The organism is Glutamicibacter sp. AGC46, assembly GCF_053543715.1.
This window is the reverse complement of record NZ_JBLVOJ010000009.1, coordinates 51,278-67,800: the sequence shown is the minus strand read 5'-3', so window position 1 is coordinate 67,800 and position 16,523 is coordinate 51,278. Positions and strand designations below refer to the sequence as shown.

Annotated in this window: 17 protein-coding genes and 1 tRNA gene; 7 read left to right on the top strand and 11 right to left on the bottom strand. The window is 60.7% G+C overall.

The features are described from left to right. Window positions 1–19: 19 nt before the first annotated feature. The gene (locus tag ACNPM8_RS03430) at window positions 20–277 is read right to left on the bottom strand and encodes a cell division protein CrgA (protein ID WP_105658678.1); all 258 of its coding nucleotides are present in this window, start codon (window positions 275–277) and stop codon (window positions 20–22) included. Between the two features lie 221 nt (window positions 278–498). Between ACNPM8_RS03430 and ACNPM8_RS03425 the strand changes: the two genes are divergently transcribed. Then, the gene (locus ACNPM8_RS03425; protein ID WP_332730521.1) at window positions 499–1,272 is read left to right on the top strand and encodes a class E sortase; all 774 of its coding nucleotides are present in this window, start codon (window positions 499–501) and stop codon (window positions 1,270–1,272) included. A gap of 175 nt (window positions 1,273–1,447) precedes the next feature. Continuing rightward, window positions 1,448–2,092 (top strand): anthranilate synthase component II, encoded by a 645-nt coding sequence (locus tag ACNPM8_RS03420; protein WP_105658676.1) that lies wholly within the window; start codon window positions 1,448–1,450, stop codon window positions 2,090–2,092. Window positions 2,093–2,101: 9 nt separating this feature from the next. On the opposite strand, the gene pknB is transcribed toward ACNPM8_RS03420, so the two are convergent. The 7 genes from pknB to ACNPM8_RS03385 are packed head-to-tail and all read right to left on the bottom strand — an operon-like array spanning window position 2,102 to window position 11,363. After that, the gene (gene pknB / locus ACNPM8_RS03415; RefSeq protein WP_448939305.1) at window positions 2,102–4,021 is read right to left on the bottom strand and encodes a Stk1 family PASTA domain-containing Ser/Thr kinase; all 1,920 of its coding nucleotides are present in this window, start codon (window positions 4,019–4,021) and stop codon (window positions 2,102–2,104) included. Then, complete coding sequence (locus ACNPM8_RS03410; RefSeq protein WP_388024714.1) at window positions 4,018–5,826, bottom strand: protein kinase domain-containing protein; 1,809 nt, start codon at window positions 5,824–5,826, stop codon at window positions 4,018–4,020. Before ACNPM8_RS03410 ends, pknB begins: the two co-directional genes overlap by 4 nt. After that, the gene (locus ACNPM8_RS03405) at window positions 5,823–7,283 is read right to left on the bottom strand and encodes a peptidoglycan D,D-transpeptidase FtsI family protein (protein ID WP_105658673.1); all 1,461 of its coding nucleotides are present in this window, start codon (window positions 7,281–7,283) and stop codon (window positions 5,823–5,825) included. The genes ACNPM8_RS03410 and ACNPM8_RS03405 overlap by 4 nt, the downstream gene beginning before the upstream one ends. Continuing rightward, complete coding sequence (locus ACNPM8_RS03400; protein WP_105658672.1) at window positions 7,280–8,677, bottom strand: FtsW/RodA/SpoVE family cell cycle protein; 1,398 nt, start codon at window positions 8,675–8,677, stop codon at window positions 7,280–7,282. The genes ACNPM8_RS03405 and ACNPM8_RS03400 overlap by 4 nt, the downstream gene beginning before the upstream one ends. After that, window positions 8,674–10,068: a PP2C family protein-serine/threonine phosphatase gene (locus ACNPM8_RS03395; RefSeq protein WP_105658671.1), complete on the bottom strand. Its 1,395-nt coding sequence runs from the start codon at window positions 10,066–10,068 to the stop codon at window positions 8,674–8,676. The genes ACNPM8_RS03400 and ACNPM8_RS03395 overlap by 4 nt, the downstream gene beginning before the upstream one ends. A gap of 3 nt (window positions 10,069–10,071) precedes the next feature. Beyond that, window positions 10,072–10,551: an FHA domain-containing protein FhaB/FipA gene (locus ACNPM8_RS03390; RefSeq protein ID WP_105658670.1), complete on the bottom strand. Its 480-nt coding sequence runs from the start codon at window positions 10,549–10,551 to the stop codon at window positions 10,072–10,074. After that, window positions 10,548–11,363: an FhaA domain-containing protein gene (locus ACNPM8_RS03385; protein WP_181148929.1), complete on the bottom strand. Its 816-nt coding sequence runs from the start codon at window positions 11,361–11,363 to the stop codon at window positions 10,548–10,550. Before ACNPM8_RS03385 ends, ACNPM8_RS03390 begins: the two co-directional genes overlap by 4 nt. Before the next feature lie 283 nt (window positions 11,364–11,646). Here ACNPM8_RS03385 and ACNPM8_RS03380 point away from each other — a divergent pair. Continuing rightward, window positions 11,647–11,730, top strand: a tRNA-Leu gene (locus tag ACNPM8_RS03380). Between the two features lie 85 nt (window positions 11,731–11,815). Here ACNPM8_RS03380 and ACNPM8_RS03375 read toward each other — a convergent pair. Next, complete coding sequence (locus tag ACNPM8_RS03375) at window positions 11,816–12,271, bottom strand: DUF523 domain-containing protein (protein WP_133833747.1); 456 nt, start codon at window positions 12,269–12,271, stop codon at window positions 11,816–11,818. A 78-nt stretch (window positions 12,272–12,349) separates the two neighbouring features. Here ACNPM8_RS03375 and ACNPM8_RS03370 point away from each other — a divergent pair, with 78 nt between their 5' ends. Next, window positions 12,350–12,886, top strand: coding sequence for a YdeI/OmpD-associated family protein (locus tag ACNPM8_RS03370; RefSeq protein ID WP_388024711.1), 537 nt, complete (start codon window positions 12,350–12,352; stop codon window positions 12,884–12,886). Here the strand turns inward: ACNPM8_RS03370 and ACNPM8_RS03365 are convergent. Continuing rightward, the gene (locus ACNPM8_RS03365) at window positions 12,875–13,042 is read right to left on the bottom strand and encodes a hypothetical protein (protein WP_166650740.1); all 168 of its coding nucleotides are present in this window, start codon (window positions 13,040–13,042) and stop codon (window positions 12,875–12,877) included. The two genes, ACNPM8_RS03370 and ACNPM8_RS03365, sit on opposite strands and share 12 nt — an antisense overlap. Window positions 13,043–13,045: 3 nt before the next feature. Further along, window positions 13,046–14,095 (bottom strand): LacI family DNA-binding transcriptional regulator, encoded by a 1,050-nt coding sequence (locus tag ACNPM8_RS03360; RefSeq protein WP_448939304.1) that lies wholly within the window; start codon window positions 14,093–14,095, stop codon window positions 13,046–13,048. A gap of 150 nt (window positions 14,096–14,245) precedes the next feature. Here ACNPM8_RS03360 and uriH point away from each other — a divergent pair, with 150 nt between their 5' ends. The 3 genes from uriH to ACNPM8_RS03345 all read left to right on the top strand — a co-directional run bounded on the left by uriH (window position 14,246) and on the right by ACNPM8_RS03345 (window position 16,489). Next, the gene (gene uriH / locus ACNPM8_RS03355; protein ID WP_105658665.1) at window positions 14,246–15,217 is read left to right on the top strand and encodes a uridine-preferring nucleoside hydrolase UriH; all 972 of its coding nucleotides are present in this window, start codon (window positions 14,246–14,248) and stop codon (window positions 15,215–15,217) included. 87 nt (window positions 15,218–15,304) lie between these two features. Next, window positions 15,305–16,003, top strand: a complete 699-nt coding sequence (locus ACNPM8_RS03350) for a dienelactone hydrolase family protein (protein WP_105658664.1) — start codon at window positions 15,305–15,307, stop codon at window positions 16,001–16,003. A gap of 54 nt (window positions 16,004–16,057) precedes the next feature. Next, window positions 16,058–16,489 (top strand): universal stress protein, encoded by a 432-nt coding sequence (locus ACNPM8_RS03345; protein WP_038992696.1) that lies wholly within the window; start codon window positions 16,058–16,060, stop codon window positions 16,487–16,489. Window positions 16,490–16,523 lie beyond the last annotated feature (34 nt).

Below are 16,523 nucleotides of genomic sequence, written 5' to 3'. Positions count from 1 at the left end.
CGGGGGGCGGGCGATACGGCTATTTCCAGCCCGTTGTCATGAAAAAGCCGACCATCGCAATACCGAAGCCGACAACGATGTTCCAACCGCCGATATTCGGAATCGGGTACAGGGTCTGCGAAACGTAATAAACGATGATCCACAGCAGGCCCAGAAGCATCAGTCCGAACATGACTGGCTTGTACCAGCCCGGCATCGGCTTATCGATGGCATGGGCGCTCTGGCGCGTCTCCTGCGGCTGTGAATTCTTCTTGCGTCGTGGCTTTGACTCCGGCACTCGAATGCTCCCTCGGCTTCATCTGCTTAATGTAGTAAATGTGGGTGACCTTCAGGTCTTCCCGGTAGGCTTGGGTGCAAGAATGCTGAGAACTGCTTAGTGCATTCCTACGTAGCTTCCATACTAGCCGTTACCCGCTGGAACTCTGGGTTTTGGCCAGTATCGACCCATCTTAGTTGACCTATTTCGCGCATTTCTTTCCCCTAAGGAGCCAGACCGCCGTGAACCGATCAGCCACTGCGCAGGGACGTCGCATGCAGCACCGACGACCGTCGGCAGGAAACCGTATTGCCGGATTCTTTGGCGAACTGCTGATCACCCTTGGCATCTTGCTGATGCTCTACGTGGTGTGGGAACTGTGGTGGACGAATATCGACTCGGCCCAGGCCCAGAAGGAAGTCACCGCAAACCTCGTGCAAGAACTTGGCGAGGTCGTGGTGCCGGAAGGCAACGAGGAGGAAGAGGAGAAGGACTACGGTCCGGCTCCGGTCACGGAAGTGGCTCCCGGAGAAACTTTCGGGATCATGTATTTCCCGCGCTTTGGCGCTAGCGGATCGCACCACCCGGTGACCTACGGAGTGGAAGACCACGTGATCGATAACCTCGGCATTGGCTATTACCCGACCACGCAGCAACCGGGGGAGCTGGGCAACTTCGCCGTAGCGGCCCACCGCCAGACCCATGGCCAGGTCTTCTGGGATATTGACAAGCTGCAAGACGGCGACAAGATCTATCTGCAGACTGCACAGGGGTATTACACCTACACCTGGTACGCCACCGAGATTGTGGCTCCATCCAATGGCGATGTCCTGTTGCCTACCCCGCACCAGTGGGGAGTGGAACCAACGAAGTCCATCTTGACCATGACCACCTGCCATCCGAAGTACTCGACCCAGCAACGCATGATCGCGTATTCGGAACTCACCGATTGGCGTCCTCTGGATGCAGGTCCGCCGAAGGAAATCCGTGACATGGTCATCGACGCAACGAGCTAGGAGAAGAGATGTACGCCTGGATATTTAGAAATCTGCCCGGCCCTTTGTGGCTTCGTATTTTTGAAGCATTGATTCTCATTGCCGCGATCGTGCTATTACTGATGATGTACGTTTTCCCATGGCTGAACCAGTACATCAGCCCATTCACCGATTCAACGATTGGCCAGAGCACCCCGTGAGCAGCACCAGGATCCTCGTGATCGATAATTACGACAGCTTTGTGTACACCCTCGTGGGTTACCTGCAGGAGCTGGGCGCGGAAACCACCGTATACCGCAACGACGATTTGAGCGTTGGGGAAGCAACCAAGTTGGCTGCGGAATACGACGGTGTGCTGATCTCCCCGGGCCCGGGCGAGCCTGCAGGAGCGGGTGTCAGCATCGATCTGATCAAGTGGTGCGGGCAGCAGCGCAAGCCAATGCTCGGTGTCTGCCTTGGGCATCAGGCGCTCGCTGAAGCCTATGGCGGCACGGTCACGCACGCCGAAGAACTAATGCACGGCAAGACCTCGCTGGTGAGCCACGAAAACCACCCGGTCTTCAACCAGGTAGCCAACCCCTTCACCGCAACGCGCTACCACTCCCTGGCAGCCGTACGCGAGAGCATCCCTGCTGAGCTTGAAATCATCGCTGCTACCGCCGGGGGAGTCATCATGGGGCTGGCGCACCGGGAAGCACCACTATGGGGCCTGCAGTACCACCCAGAGTCGGTGCTGACCGAGCAGGGATACCAGATGCTGGGCAATTGGCTGGAATTCGTAGGACTTCAGGGGGCAGCCAAGAAGGCCACGACCCTGAGCCCGCTCTTCAGCGGAGAGTAGCCTAGCAGCCTATCGGTCGCGCCCGTTTTCCCGTGGCGGGTTAGTCCGATCTGGCGGGCCGTTCCCATTGGAAGGAGCCGGAGCGTCACTGGTAGGCGAAGCACTGTCGGACGGATCATCGGATTCTTCTGAATCTGGAGATTCGGTCTCGCTGGGCGATGGTTCTTCACTTGGTTCTGGTGCCGGCGGAGCCTTGGCCACAGAAATCTTCACCAGGCTTCCCTGAGCCACGTCCTCGGAGGCCTCGGGGGACTGCTTGAACAGGGTTCCCTCAGGGTAGTCGTCGGTTGCCACCTCATCGAACTGAACTTCCAACCCGATGTCGTCCGCAGAGAGCTTCTCTTCAGCTTCCTCACGGCTCATCTCGGTAACGACCGGAACGGTCACCATGCCGGTAGAAAGGATCAGGTCGACTTCGCTGCCGGCCTTCACCTTGGAGCCCAGCTCCGGGCTGGTGCCAATAACCCAGTCGGTTGGAATGGTTGCAGAGTTCTCCCGGCTGACTTCACCCACTTCGAGGCCAGCTTCACGCAGGGCATCGCGGGCAGCCGTCTCGGACTGGTTCGCCAGATCCTTGGGAATCGTGCGCTGTTCCGAACCATCGGAAATGAACAGCGCAACCGTGGATTCCTTGGAAACCATGGACCCTTCTGCCGGGTCGGTTCGGGTCGCCTTGCCCTGCTCTACTTCATCACTGAATTCCCGCTCTACACGCACCTGGAAGGTGGAATCGCGCAGCAATTCACGTGCGTCGTCTTCGGACATCTCCAGGACCTTGGGCACAGCAACTGGGGCACGCTTTTCAGCCTCGGCCTGGATCGAGCGGATCACCAGGAAACTGGCGATACCCACAGCGATCAGGGCAATGATGGTCAGCAGGATGATCAGGCCGCGGTTGGACTTGTGCCGTGCAGGGGCCTCGGGAGCCTCATCTTCGACGAAGACCGGGTGCTGGCTGGTGCCTGGCGCTGACTGCGCGATGAACCCGGTTTCAGTCTCGCCGTGCATGCCGTATATCGGCAAGGTGTAGGTTGATGGTGCCGGTTCGTCATCATGGAATTCAATGCCGTTCAGTGCATCTTCCAACGCAGCCGCGAAAGCGCCTGCGCTCTGGAAACGGTCATCGCGTTCCTTGGACAGAACCTTGGAAACGATCGGGTCGAAGATCGGGTCAACGTCGTGCTTGACCTCGCTGGGCGCTGACGGAATCTCGCCAACGTGCTGGTACGCGACCGAAACCGGCGAATCACCGGTGAACGGGGGGCGCTGGGTCATCAGCTCGTAGAACAGGCAGCCAACAGAGTAGATATCCGAACGGAAATCGACCTGTTCGCCGCGTGCCTGCTCAGGAGAGAAGTACTGGGCGGTTCCCACCACAGCGGCGGTCTGCGTCATTGTCGCCGATGTGTCCAAGGCACGGGCTATGCCGAAGTCCATCAGCTTCACGTGGCCGGCATCGGTCACCATCACGTTGGCCGGCTTGATGTCGCGGTGGACGACATTGTTATTGTGCGAATGATCCAGGGCATTGCATACGCCGCGGGTGACGTGCACAGCGAAGGAAGCGTCGACATCGCCCGAAGCGATCACCTGCTTCAGAGTCCGGCCGGTCACGTATTCCATGACCATGAAGGGCAAGCGCTCACGGCTATGATCGGTAGCAGGCAGCTCGCCGGTGTCGTAGACGGCAACGATATTCGGATGGCTCAGGCCCGCGACGGCCTTGGCTTCACGGCGGAATCGATTGACCACCATGGGGTTGCTTGCGGTATCCGGGCGCAGCACCTTGACCGCGCCCTTGCGCGAAAGCACATGGTCGGTGGCAAGATAGACATCCGCCATGCCGCCGCGGCCTACCAGCGATTCGATCTCGTAGCGATCGTTTATCAATCGTGGCAAGCCGGGGGGCAAGGCTTCGACTTCACTCATGGCGCTTCGCTTTGGTCCGGCTCTGCAGCTTCTGGGGATTCAGATGCCGACGGGGTAGCGGACTCGGATGCTTCGGGTTCTTCTGGGCCCATGGAAATATCCAGGGTCACCGTGGTGCCCGGCTCTACTTCGCTGCCGGCTGGAACGTCCTGCGCAAGCACCGTGCCAGCGACCGAAGAGTCATGGCGTTCCTCGCCCTTGGCCACGGCCAGCCCAGCGTCCTGGATGCGCTTCTGCGCGGCTTCGTAGCCCATGCCGGTCACCGAAGGAACGCCAACGGTTTCAGGCGCCATGGCGTAGGTAATCGAAATGGTTTCGCCCTTTTCGACGCTGCCGGTCGGGTTCAGCGAAATGACTTCGCGTGGGTCGTACTCATTGGTTTCCTGCGGGGTCGCGTCAACGACCAGGCCCTTGCCCTCAAGCTCTGCCGTCACGGTGTCGATATCCTGGCCCACCAGCGAGGCCGGAACCTCTACGTAGGTCACGGTTTCACTCGGGGTCGGGGAAGAAGACTCGGAGGTCTCCGATGCTTCGGTGGTTTCCTCCGAAGGATCGGTGGATTCCTCGGTCGGAGAAGGGGATTGGGAAACATCGGTGCTCTGCGTGACCGAAGCCGTCGGCTGATTGTCCTTGTCGCTGCTCATGGCAGGGATCAGCCACGCCAGCAAGGCAATCACGGCGGCCAGCGCGATGATCACGATCAGCGGGATCAGCCAAGGGCTGCGTTTGGCCCCGGCCTCGCCAGCCGGATCCTGGGTATCCACGTCCTCGTCATCGAATCCGCCGGCTGCGGCACTGGACCCGGATAAACCGCTGGTAGCGCCGGCAGGTTCCACCACGGTTGGCATCGCATTGGTCATTGTCGGCGCGGAATCAGCACGCGGCACCACCTGGGTGGCGTCGTTACCCATGTTGACCACTTGGGTTGCGTCGGTGGCGATACCGGTGGCCAGCATGCCGGGAACGGCCAAGGTCGCGGTATTGGTATCACCGGAGCGCAGTGCATCGGCGGCCTTCGCCAGCGCCGTTGCGTCCTTCGGGCGATCCGACGGGTTCTTGGCCAGCATCGACATGATCAGCTGGCGTACCGGTGCCGGGATGGTGTCCGGCAGCGCCGGGGGAGCATCGTTGACCTGTGCCAGGGCGATGGCGATCTGCGATTCGCCGGTGAACGGGCGGCGTCCTGCCAGGCACTCGTAGCCGATCACGCCCAAGGCGTAGATGTCAGAGCTGCCGGTGGCGATCTGCCCGGTGGCCTGTTCCGGGGCCAAGTACTGGGCGGTTCCCATTACCTGCCCGGTGGCGGTCAGCGGAACCTGGTCAGCAAGCCGGGCAATGCCGAAGTCGGTGATCTTCACGACGCCCGAAGGCATCACCAGGATGTTACCCGGCTTCACATCGCGGTGCACCAGGCCGTGCTCGTGGGCTGCTGCCAGCGCGCGGGCGGTCTGCGCGATCAGCGAGAGCGTACGGTCCACGTCGAGCTTGCGCTCGCGCTCGATAATGGTGGACAGCGGCGGGCCGGGAACCAGTTCCATCACCAGATAGGCGGAGCCCTGTTCCTCGCCGTAGTCGAAGACGCCAGCGATGCCAGGGTGGTTCAGCAGCGCGGTGTGGCGTGCTTCCACGCGGAAACGCGTCAGGAAGCTCTCATTATCGGTGTATTCCTCTTTGAGGATCTTGATCGCTACCAGACGTCCTAGGACCTGGTCTCGTGCCTTCCAAACTTCGCCCATGCCACCGATCGCAATGCGGTCGGTCAGCTTGTAACGACCGCCCAAGGTGGTGCCGGTTACTGGCCTCACTTGTTGAACACCGCCTCTAACATCGTCTTCATAAGTGCACCTGCCGTGTTGTGGCCGGTGTTGTAATCTACGTCTTGAATATTGACCGTGATGGCAACCTGCGGATCATCGGCCGGTGCGAAACCGGTCATCCAGGAGTTCACCATGCGGACTCCGTTCTCTGACGGTCGCTGCGAGGTGCCGGTCTTGGCTCGGAAATCCACGCCTGGAACGCGGGCATTCATGGCCGTACCGCTCACAACCGGGCCTTCCATCAGCTCGGTGAGCTGTTCGGCAACTTCCGGGGTGGTGGCCGTGGAGAACTTCTCCGGCTTCGGGTCCTCGATAACTCGAAGATCCGGCGCGATGACCTTGCCGATCAAATTCGGCTTCATGATCACGCCGTCATTGGCGATGGCCATGGCGGCCATGTTCATCTGCAGCGGAGTAGCCTTGTTTTCCCATTCGCCGATTGCCATCTGCGCCATCTGCGCTTCATTGGCCTCAGCAGAAGGGAACTCGCTTGGAACAACATTCTGCGGGATGCTCAGCTGCTGCCCGTAGCCGAAGCGTTCGGCAACCTCGGTGAAGGCATCCTTCCCGACGGTTTGGCTGATTTCCATGAACGGGGTGTTGCAGCTCTGGGCAAAGATGAACTCGAGCTTTGCCCGGGTATCGCGCGCGCAGATGCCCTCACTGAAGTTGTTCATCTGCCTAGTCGAATGCGGATAATTCACCGACACCGGATTGTCGATGGGGGTTTCCATATCGAACTTGCCCGATTCCAGGGCCGCAACGGTGCTGAGGATCTTGAACGAGGAACCTGGGGTCACCGGGTTGCTGATGGCCGGGTTCCGGTAGGGGCTCAAGCCGTCGGTGTTGCTGATGTCCTTCAGGTTCTGGGCCGCCTGGGAGGTCGAGTGCACCGCCAGCAGGTTGGTGTTGTAGCTTGGCTTGGAAGCCATCGCCAGGATGTCACCGGTCTTCGGATTGGTCACGATGATCGTGGCCTTCAAGTCGTCAGGAATCGCTTCGAAGGCAGTCTTCTGCAACTGCCCGTCAATGGTCAGCTCAACCGAGGCGCCTTCGGAACGGGTACCGGTGAACATGGCCGACAAGCGGTCGAAGAGCAGATCCGAGCTCGTGCCGGTCAGCCAGTCGTTCAGCTGCGATTCGAGCTGGGTGGTGCCATTCGCGAGCGAATAGTAGCCAGTCAGGTGGGCGTAGGTTTTCGCGTCGTGGTAAACACGCTGGAATTCGAACTGGCCATCATCGGTCGGAACGGATTCGGCAATCGGCTTGCCGTCGACCAGGATCGCGCCGCGGGGCAGGTCGAACTCGCGGTAGAGTTCGCGCTTGTTCAGCGCATTCTCCGAGAGCGGCTTGGCGTCGAAGAACTGGATGTAGCTCAGTCCACCCAGGCAGATGACGAACAGGACGGTTAGCGCAACCCAAACGCGTTTGATTGCATGATTCACTTTTTCGTCACCGCCTTGGTGCTGGAGGTAAGGGCCGTGCTGGCACTTGCAAATTCATCGGTTGGTCCTACGCCGCCAGTCTTCGGGCGGCGCGAGTTGTGGGAGATCAGGAGCAGCAACGCGATGATGATCCAGTTCGCCAGCAGCGATGAGCCGCCGGCGGCCATAAATGGCGTTGCCAGGCCGGTCAGCGGGATCAGCCGGGTGACGCCTCCGATGATCACGATGCATTGCAGGCCCAGGGTGAAGGACAGGCCTGCAGCCAGTAGCTTGCCGAAGGTATCGGCCGAGCCCAAGGCGGCCCGCAAGCCACGGGAGACCAGCAGCATGTAGAGCAGGATGATCGCGGCCACGCCGATCAGGCCAATTTCTTCGCCGAAGGAGGCAATGATCATGTCGGAGTTGGCCAGCGGAACACGGTAGGGGGAACCCGCGCCCAGGCCGGTGCCGAACAAGCCGCCGTCAGCCATGCCGAATAAGCCTTCTACGATCTGCATGCTGCCACCCTTGGCCTGGTAGATCGCAGGGTCAAAGGCGTTGAGCCAGACGTCCAGGCGGCGGGTCACGTGGCCCATGGTCAGGCCCGCGACGATGCCGCCGGCGACAACCATCAAGGCACCGATGAGCACCCAGGAAATACGCGCGGTTGCCACGTAGATCATCACGATGAACAGGCCGAAGAAGAGGATCGCGGAACCGAGGTCTCGCTGCACCACGAGCACGCCGATGGAGAGCAGCCAAGCGATAACCATCGGAGCCATATCCCGCAGGCGGGGCAGCTGCAGCGGTCCGAACTTGCGGCCAGCCATCAGGATCAAGTCGCGGTTCGACGAGAGATAACCGGCGAAGAAGATCGACAAGGTGATCTTCGCGAGTTCGCCTGGCTGCAGCGAGAACATGCCCATGCGGATCCAAATGCGGGCACCGTTGATCGTGACACCCAATTTGGGAATCAACGGAAGCAGGAGCAATACGACCGATAGCAGCAGGGCGATATAGGTAAACCGACGCAGCAGGCGGTGGTCCTTGATTGCCCAGAGAACGACCGAAGCAATGACGATGGCAATGGCAGTCCAGAGCAGCTGGCGCGCCGACTGGGACGTTCCCTTAGCCAGGTCAATGCGGTGAATCATGGCTAAGCCAAGGGAGTTCAACGCAATCGTAATCGGAAGTATTACTGGATCGGCATATTTGGCGAAGATGCGCAGCAGCACATGAACCGTCAGGGATAGTGCCGCCAGGATGCCCATCTGCACGTAGAAGTCGGTGTTGTCGACATCCTCGGTGGAGCTGCCCACCAGATAGAACGCGGCACCGCCCACGCAGAGGGCCAGCAGCACCAGCAGCAGCTCGAGATTGCGCCGAGGCACCGGTGCGGTTTGCACTTCGGTCATTGCATTATCTCCTGGCAGTAGGCGGGCAGTTCGAGCTGGTTGGCGGAATCCGAGGATCCGGGAACGGTGACCGGGCAGTTCTGCTTCGCGGTGACCAGGAGTTCCTGGATGATCATCTGGGCATGCTGCTGGTTCTCTGCCGAGATGGTCGATTCAACGCGGTGGCGTGAATACTCCGGCAGGGCTTCGAGCGGCACCTTGCTGACTGTGTCGACCTCGGAGAGCGAAATCGGTCCGAGCTCCTGGGGAACGCCCTTGTAGATTGCGACCTTTCCATCGACAGTGCCAACAAAGTACTGGGTCTGGGTCCACATGTAGCCCCAGACGCCCAGGGCAATGACGAAGAAAGCCGTCAAGGTCAGCAGGATCGGCATCATCCATCGGCGCTGCTGCACCGGAGCATCCAGTGGATCCAGCACCTCGCCGGCCGCCGGGGAACGGTGGGTCAGCAAGGCAGCTGCACGGCGTTCGCCGGTGTGCTGGGTCACCACCGGGATCTGGCCGGTTTGCGTCGCAAGCTGGGCGGCGCCCACCAGCAGGTGGGGGCGCTGGGAAATCTCATGGCGGAGCAGCGAAGCGCTGGCTTCGACATCGCCTTCGGCGGCAATGGTGAGCTGGCCGGTATCCGGTGCGGGTTCTGGTTCGGCGGGCGCTTCGCCTTCGACGACAGCGTTTTCGACAACCTCGAACATCACCACGGTGACGTTATCCGGCGCACCATTCTTCAAGGTTATGGCAACCAGGTCGTTGACCGCTTCATCCATATCGGCGGTAGTGCGGATGATCTGCTCGATTACCGGAACCGGCACCGCGTCGGTGAGTCCGTCAGAGCACAGCATCCAGCGTTCGCCGGGTTCTGCCTCGAATTGGTCGACATCGAGTTCCGGGGAGGCATCCGAGTCGCCCAGCACGCGCAAGAGCACGTTCTTATGCGGGTGGACCTCGGCCTCGGCCGGCTTGATGCGGCCTTCGTCGACCAGCCGCTGCACGAAGGTATGGTCCTTGCTGATCTGCTCGAAGACCCCGTGCTTCAAGCGGTAGGCGCGGGAGTCGCCGATGTGCGCCATGTGCAGGGTACTTCCCGAGAGCAGCAGGGAAGTGACGGTGGTACCCATCCCCGAAAGCTTCGGGTTGGCGCCGACGAGTTCATTCAGCACCAAATTGGCGGCCTGGATCTCATCCGGCAGGGCATTTTGCGGATCTGCGGTGCCATCGTGGTCCAGATGCACCAAATCAAGCACGGTGGAGGCTGACGCCACGTCACCGCCGACGTGTCCGCCCATGCCATCGGCAAGCACCGCGAGGTACGCGCCGGCGTAGGCGGAGTCGTCATTCTTCTTGCGAACCCGCCCCACGTCGGATTTCGCAGCAAATTTTAGTTTGAGGGCCATAGGCTAGGGCTTCAATTCCAGGACAGTCTTTCCGATGCGGATTCGCTGGCCGGGCTCCACTGCCTGGGCGCGTGAGAGCTGGTTGTCACCCACGAAGGTGCCGTTAGTTGAGCCGAGATCTTCAATGAACCAGCGCGATCCCTGCGGGAACAGGCGGGCATGGCGTCCCGAAGCGTAGTCATCATCGAGAACGACGGTGGCATCCTGAGCTCGCCCGAACATGATCGGTTGGCCGCGGAGGGGAATGCTGCTGCCGGCCAGTGGGCCCTCAACAACTTCCAATGACGTGGCGGCCTTGCGCGCAGGCACTTCTGGTTCCGCCAGCTCTGGATTCTTCTTCAGTTCCCGAGCGCTGGGCTTGCCGGTGCGTGCCCGCGATCCGATGGCCAAGTCGCGGCGCATCGATCCGACAACGCTTAATACGAGCAGCCAGATGAGGACCAAAAAGCCCAATCGGAACAAGCTTAGAACCAGGTCGTTCACGCGCGGCCTCCGTTGTTCGAGGTAATCAGCCGAAAGACGATTTTTGTCTGTCCGATAGTAATGATCGAACCGTCAAATATACGGGTTTCTTCCGAAATCTTCTTGCCGTCCACGTAGGTTCCATTGGTTGAACCCAGATCGGTGACGACGAAACTGGTTTTGCCACGGGTTTCGACGCGCACATGCTGGCGGGAAACGCCGGAATCATCCACGGGAATATCGGTGCTGGCCGAACGGCCCAGCACGATGGAGTGGTGATGCAGGGCGTAGCGCTGTCCAGCGACCTCAAGAATTGCCTGCTTCTGCATGGGTTTCTTGGGGATCTCTGCAATCGGACGGACCGATGGACGTGGCTGTGCGGTTGTCGGCGGGGTGGCGGATGGTGCTGCGGGCGCTGCTGCTCGCTCTTTTACCGGAGCCGAGGCTGCTGGGCGCGAGCTGGACTCCTTGACCGAGCTGGCAATCTCCATTTCTCCGGGCTTGAAATCGTCCTTGGAAACAAAATGGATCGTGATATCGCCGTGGACCGAGTAGTCCTGGGCTGCCGCATGCTCGGCGGTGACCTTCGCCATTTCGTTGACGACGCCCCGTCCCCAACCCTGCGCGGTGTTGTAGTCCTTGGTGCTCAGCGAGACAACGAAGTCATTGGCTGCAAGGCTGCGGCCCTCGCTGATTGGCATGATTCCGCGGTCCATGTCATTGCGTAGCGCGGTAGTCAGTTCGACTGGCTTGAGATCTGCGGTGCTGGTGCCACGAAAGAAGCTAGTGACGACCTTCTCTAAGCCGCGTTCGACATTGTCGAGAAAGCCCATTATTCGTGCTCCTTCCTTAGGGTCCATGGCTGGTTATTGGGAGCCTGCATTCACGCCGTCCAAGCTGTGAACACAGAACTTCATATTCGATCTTACTGTTTTCAGCTGTGCAAATGCCGAAAAATCCTTGAGCGGCTCAAGTGCGTCAATATCAACGATAAATGCCCCAAAAAGGTTTCCCATGTGTCCCTAACCACAAATCAGGGTTTCGATTAGGTGAACGGAAAATGAGTGTGTAAGCTATTTCTTGTTGCAAAGAACGATGGCAACGAAAACAGAATATGCGCGAGTGGCGGAATTGGTAGACGCGCTGGCTTCAGGTGCCAGTGATCGCAAGGTCGTGGGGGTTCAAGTCCCCCCTCGCGCACAAATGGAAAATAACCCTTGATCTTCGGATCGAGGGTTATTTTTTTGTTTAAAAGAGCAACTGAATCGTTATCTTGCAGGGTGTGTCAGTTTGCCGGTGGCGCGCTGACATTGACGCCCCGGCGCTTGAGCAGGGCGGCCAGTACGCCATCGCCTGCAACGAGTTTTCCGGTGTGCGAGCCATCGTAGATGGTGCCGCAGCCGCACGAGGGGCTGCGATCCTGCAGGATCGCCTCGGTGATTCCCTGGTGCTGGACTAGATCCGAAACCTTCTGGGCACCAGCTATGAACTGCCCGCTGATGTCCTCGCCGTTGATGTCGATCACGCAGGCCCGGCCTTCCAGCACGTCGTGGCCATCGCCACCGACAATCTCCGCTGGCGGACGCGGAGTAGGGAGCTCACCCAATTCCTCAGCGCAGGCCGCAACGGCTTCTCCTCGTGCCACGGCCTCGACGATGGCAGGGTTTGCCTTCGCCTTGCCGTTGTAGCGGCAAGGGATGCCGGCCAGGCAGGAACTAACGAGCAGCGGAGGTTGGGTCATAACAGCAGTCTAGCCACGTGGAAGCGCAATGCCGCCGTGCCATAGACTGCCCTTGGACAACGGAGAAGGGGAATTCCCATGGCGGTATCCAATGAGATATTCGAACTGAATGGAACTGCAGATCTGGTCAACGATCGGAAGATAATCAGGCTCGACCAGGAATCCAGCGACAAGTTGCCAAGCCGCGGACAGGTTGCGGTGGAACTTCTCCAGGCGCATGAAGGCCACGTGGTCGTAATAGATCCCGACGGGCGCCGAGGCCACTGGTTGGCCCTCGATGGACAGGGCGCGCCCCAGCTGTTGGCCGCGACGGGGGATCAAGTGGAATTGACCGCCCGGGTCGCTAGAACCTGGCCGGAAACAGGGATTCCGCAAGACCTGGCCAGTGCCCTGGGCGAGGCTGGGGATCTGGATGAGATGTGGGCAGGGCTCACTGCCATGGCCCGCTGGGAATGGGTACGCTGGATCGGTGCGACCAAGAACCCTTCCACGCGCGAACGCCGAGTGGAGGCCAGTATTTCCAAGCTGCGTGATGGCAAGCGCCGGCCGTGCTGCTTTGATTTGTCCTCATGCACCGATCCCGAAGTTTCGAAGAGCGGAAAGCTAATCCAGTAGCACCCAGCTGCGCGCGGCGGATTCGATGCCGGTGCCCGGTGGGGTTGCCGGGCCGGTAATGAGGCCCAGCACTCCGCTGGACATGACGATCAGGCCCAAAGCAATCAGCAGGGCGATGGCGGCAGTGACCTTGGCAGGCCATTTATGCATGTTCACCGGCTAGTCTCCTTTGTTGCCCAGCGTCGATCCGCGGACAACCAACGAACTGGGCAGCATTGTCTGCAGTGGGTCAGGGGTTTTTCCATCGAGCAGCGCGCGCAGCTTCAATGCGGCCTGGCGTCCGCCTTCCTGGGCGTTGAGCTGCACGGAAGTGATGGAAGGGTTGGACGTTGCCGAGTAGGGAAGGTCGTCGAATCCGGCCACCGCAAGCTGCTGCGGAATGCGGATACCAAGCAGGCGCGAAGCATGCAGCACGCCGAAAGCGTGGTTATCGGTTGCGCAGCCCAGTGCGGTCACGCCCGATTCATGCCACTTGGGCCAATGCTGGCCAAAGGCCGCTGAAGCCTCAGTGACGTCGATCATCGAGCTGGCAACAGAAGATGGCAGCACTTCGATGCCGTACTCCCTTGCCGCCGCCAGGAATGCCTCGCGGCGCACTGCCAGGGTCTCGGTGCCGGTGCTGGCATCCATGTAGGCGGCCCTGGTGTGTCCCTGCGCAGCGAAATGGGCTACGACTTCCCGCGCTCCCTGGGCGACATCCATATTCACGGCAGGAATCGATGGATCGATGCCCGGGGCATCCAGGGCCACCAGCGGGAGGTTGCTCGAAATTTCCTCGAGGAAATCCTGGCTTGGGGCATGGACCAGCAGCCCGGCCGGACGGAGGCCCATGATCTTCCTCGTTTCGCTGGCGCTGGGGGAGACGCCGGCATCCGTGACCGAGAGCAGGAGCTGGTAGTCGCTAGCCAATACCGAGCGCACGCCAGCGATCACCTTGGCAAAGAAGGGGTTGGAGATATCCGGGGCCACCAGGACCACCAGCGAACTGACGCCCTTGGCCAGCGAGCTGCCGATGCTGTCGACGAAGTAGCCCAGTTCGCGAATTGATTCACGCACGCGCTGCTCATTCGCGGCCGAGACCCGGCCCGCCGCCTTCCCGTTGGCAACAAGAGAGACCGTTGCGGTGGAAACGCCGGCGTGTTCGGCTACCATCGCTGCGGTCACGCGGCGTGGAGCGCGCGAGTTGCCGGACTTCTCACCATTCTTCATGGCTCCATCGTAGTCGGAGTTGTGACACGCGACAGCTTTGCGTTAAGCGCTTGACGATAGCATGGGGACGCGAAAGAATTATCAAAGGATGCCTATCCGCCCCCACGACTTAGCTACCGGCCGCCAGCTGGCAGAGCGAAGGAAGAAGCCATGACCCAGGACAGCAATGCCCCGCGCAAGATCATTTTGGACTGCGACCCGGGTCATGATGACGCCGTGGCAATGATTCTTGCCCATGGCAATCCCAAGATCGACCTGCTGGCCGTGACCACCGTGGCCGGCAACCAGACCCTGGATAAGGTCACTGCCAACGCGCTGGCCGTGGGTACCATCGCCGGCATTACCGGCATTCCCTTCGCGGCCGGCTGCGCCCGTCCGCTGGTGCGCGAAGTGGAAACCGCGGGAGACGTCCACGGGGATTCCGGGATGGACGGGCCGGCCCAGCCGGAGCCGGGCATCGAACTCGATGGGCGCCACGCCGTGGACGTCCTCATCGACCTGGTGATGAGCCATGAACCCGGCGAAATCACCTTGGTGCCCACCGGCGCATTGACCAATATCGCCTTGGCGGCCCGGAAGGAACCGCGCATCGTTGAACGCGTGCGCGAAGTGGTGCTGATGGGCGGCGGCTACCACACCGGCAACTGGTCGGCGGTGGCGGAATTCAATATCAAGATCGATCCTGAAGCTGCGCACATCGTCTTCAACGAGGCCTGGCCGGTGGTGATGGTCGGATTGGACCTGACCCACCAGGCGTTGGCCACCTCCGAGGTGGTTGAACGCATCGAGAAGATCGGCACCGGCCCATCGACCTTCGTGCGCGAGCTGATGGACTTCTTCGCCCGGGCCTACCGAGACCACCAGGGCTTCGATGCACCGCCGGTGCATGACCCATGCGCCGTGGCCTACGTGATCGACCCGGATATCGTTCGCACTGTCAAGGCCCCGGTCAGCGTTGAGCTGCGTGGCGAGCTGACCTTGGGGATGACCGTCACGGACTTCCGCGCGCCGGCTTCCGCCGACTGCAATACTTCCGTGGCGGTGGACCTGGATCACGAAGGCTTCTGGAATCTGGTGGTCGATGCGCTGGAACGTATCGGCGAGGTCACGCTCGGAAAATAGAACAACTTTGGCGCAATGTGGGGCAGGTCAATGCCAATGGCGTCCAGACCTGCATAAACTGGAGGCACACGCAGAGCAGGAGGCACCATGGCGGACAAAACCCCGCACCAGAACGTGACTTTCCCTTCTTCAGGCGCGCAAGCGCATGGCTATCTCGCCTTGCCGGAGTCCGGCAAGGGCCCTGGGGTCATCGTGATCCAGGAATGGTGGGGTCTGACCGACCATATCCGCGACGTTGCCGACCGGCTGGCCGCGCAGGGCTTCGTGGCTCTGGCTCCGGACCTCTATGGAGGCTGGATCACCCACGACGGTGAAGAAGCCGGGCAGATGATGTCCCAGCTCCCGGAAGCCGCCGGGGCCCAGCTATTGAGCGGTGCCGTGGACTACCTGCTGGCCAATGAGCACGTCACCAGCGAGAAGCTGGGCGTCATCGGCTTCTGCATGGGTGGCGGTTTCGTGCTGCAGATGGCTGCCCAGCAAGGCGGTAAAATTGCCGCGGCCGTGCCTTTCTATGGCGTCGGCCAGGGTGTGCCCAACGATTTTTCCGGAGTCCGCGCGGCCATCCAGGGCCACTACGCGAACCTGGACCAGATGTACTCGCCGGCTCAGGCGAAGGCTCAGGAAGAGCAGATTCGCCAGGAATCAGGCGCGGAAGTCCAGTACTTCTACTACGACGCCGATCACGCATTCCACAACGACGAGAACCCTGCCGGCAACTACGATCCCGAACAGGCTGCCATCGCATGGCAGCGCGCCGTGGACTTTTTGCAGGCTAAAGTGGCCTAAAGGCCATAAAGTGTTACCCATCACTTAATGCATCACTCATATAAGGAGAACAATATGTCTGAAACCATCATCGTAGGCGTAGACGGTTCCGAAACCGCACAGCGCGCAGCCCGCCGCGCTGCAGAACTCGCCGTCAAGCTCGACGCTGACCTGGTGGTCATCACCGCTCACGCATCGGATAACACCGAGGTCGTTTCCATCGGTTCCGATACCTGGATCCTGGACGACGCAGAGCAGGCCCGCAAGCTGGCCCAGCGCGTAGCCAACGACGTGAAGAACGCTGTGCCAGGCGTCAAGATCACCGCTGCTGCCGGCCACGGCAAGCCAGGTGACGTGCTGATCTCCGACGCCGAGGACCGCAAGGCTTCGATGATCGTTGTCGGCAACGTGGGCATGAAGGGCCTGGGCCGCGTGCTCGGTTCGGTAGCTTCCTCGGTGGCCCACTCGGCACCATGCGACGTTCTGGTCGTCAAGACCGACAAGTAGGCCTCCCCGGCTTGCGCGGACGCAGGCGGGCACC

What these genes read in the sequence shown, in the direction of transcription:
- ACNPM8_RS03345 (WP_038992696.1), top strand. Translation starts at nt 16,058, where the DNA reads ATGTCTGAAACCATCATCGTAGGCGTAGACGGTTCCGAAACCGCACAG.
- pknB (WP_448939305.1), bottom strand. Translation starts at nt 4,021, where the DNA reads ATGAGTGAAGTCGAAGCCTTGCCCCCCGGCTTGCCACGATTGATAAAC.
- uriH (WP_105658665.1), top strand. Translation starts at nt 14,246, where the DNA reads ATGACCCAGGACAGCAATGCCCCGCGCAAGATCATTTTGGACTGCGAC.
- ACNPM8_RS03375 (WP_133833747.1), bottom strand. Translation starts at nt 12,271, where the DNA reads ATGACCCAACCTCCGCTGCTCGTTAGTTCCTGCCTGGCCGGCATCCCT.
- ACNPM8_RS03370 (WP_388024711.1), top strand. Translation starts at nt 12,350, where the DNA reads ATGGCGGTATCCAATGAGATATTCGAACTGAATGGAACTGCAGATCTG.
- ACNPM8_RS03385 (WP_181148929.1), bottom strand. Translation starts at nt 11,363, where the DNA reads ATGGGCTTTCTCGACAATGTCGAACGCGGCTTAGAGAAGGTCGTCACT.
- ACNPM8_RS03350 (WP_105658664.1), top strand. Translation starts at nt 15,305, where the DNA reads ATGGCGGACAAAACCCCGCACCAGAACGTGACTTTCCCTTCTTCAGGC.
- ACNPM8_RS03395 (WP_105658671.1), bottom strand. Translation starts at nt 10,068, where the DNA reads ATGGCCCTCAAACTAAAATTTGCTGCGAAATCCGACGTGGGGCGGGTT.
- ACNPM8_RS03400 (WP_105658672.1), bottom strand. Translation starts at nt 8,677, where the DNA reads ATGACCGAAGTGCAAACCGCACCGGTGCCTCGGCGCAATCTCGAGCTG.
- ACNPM8_RS03360 (WP_448939304.1), bottom strand. Translation starts at nt 14,095, where the DNA reads ATGAAGAATGGTGAGAAGTCCGGCAACTCGCGCGCTCCACGCCGCGTG.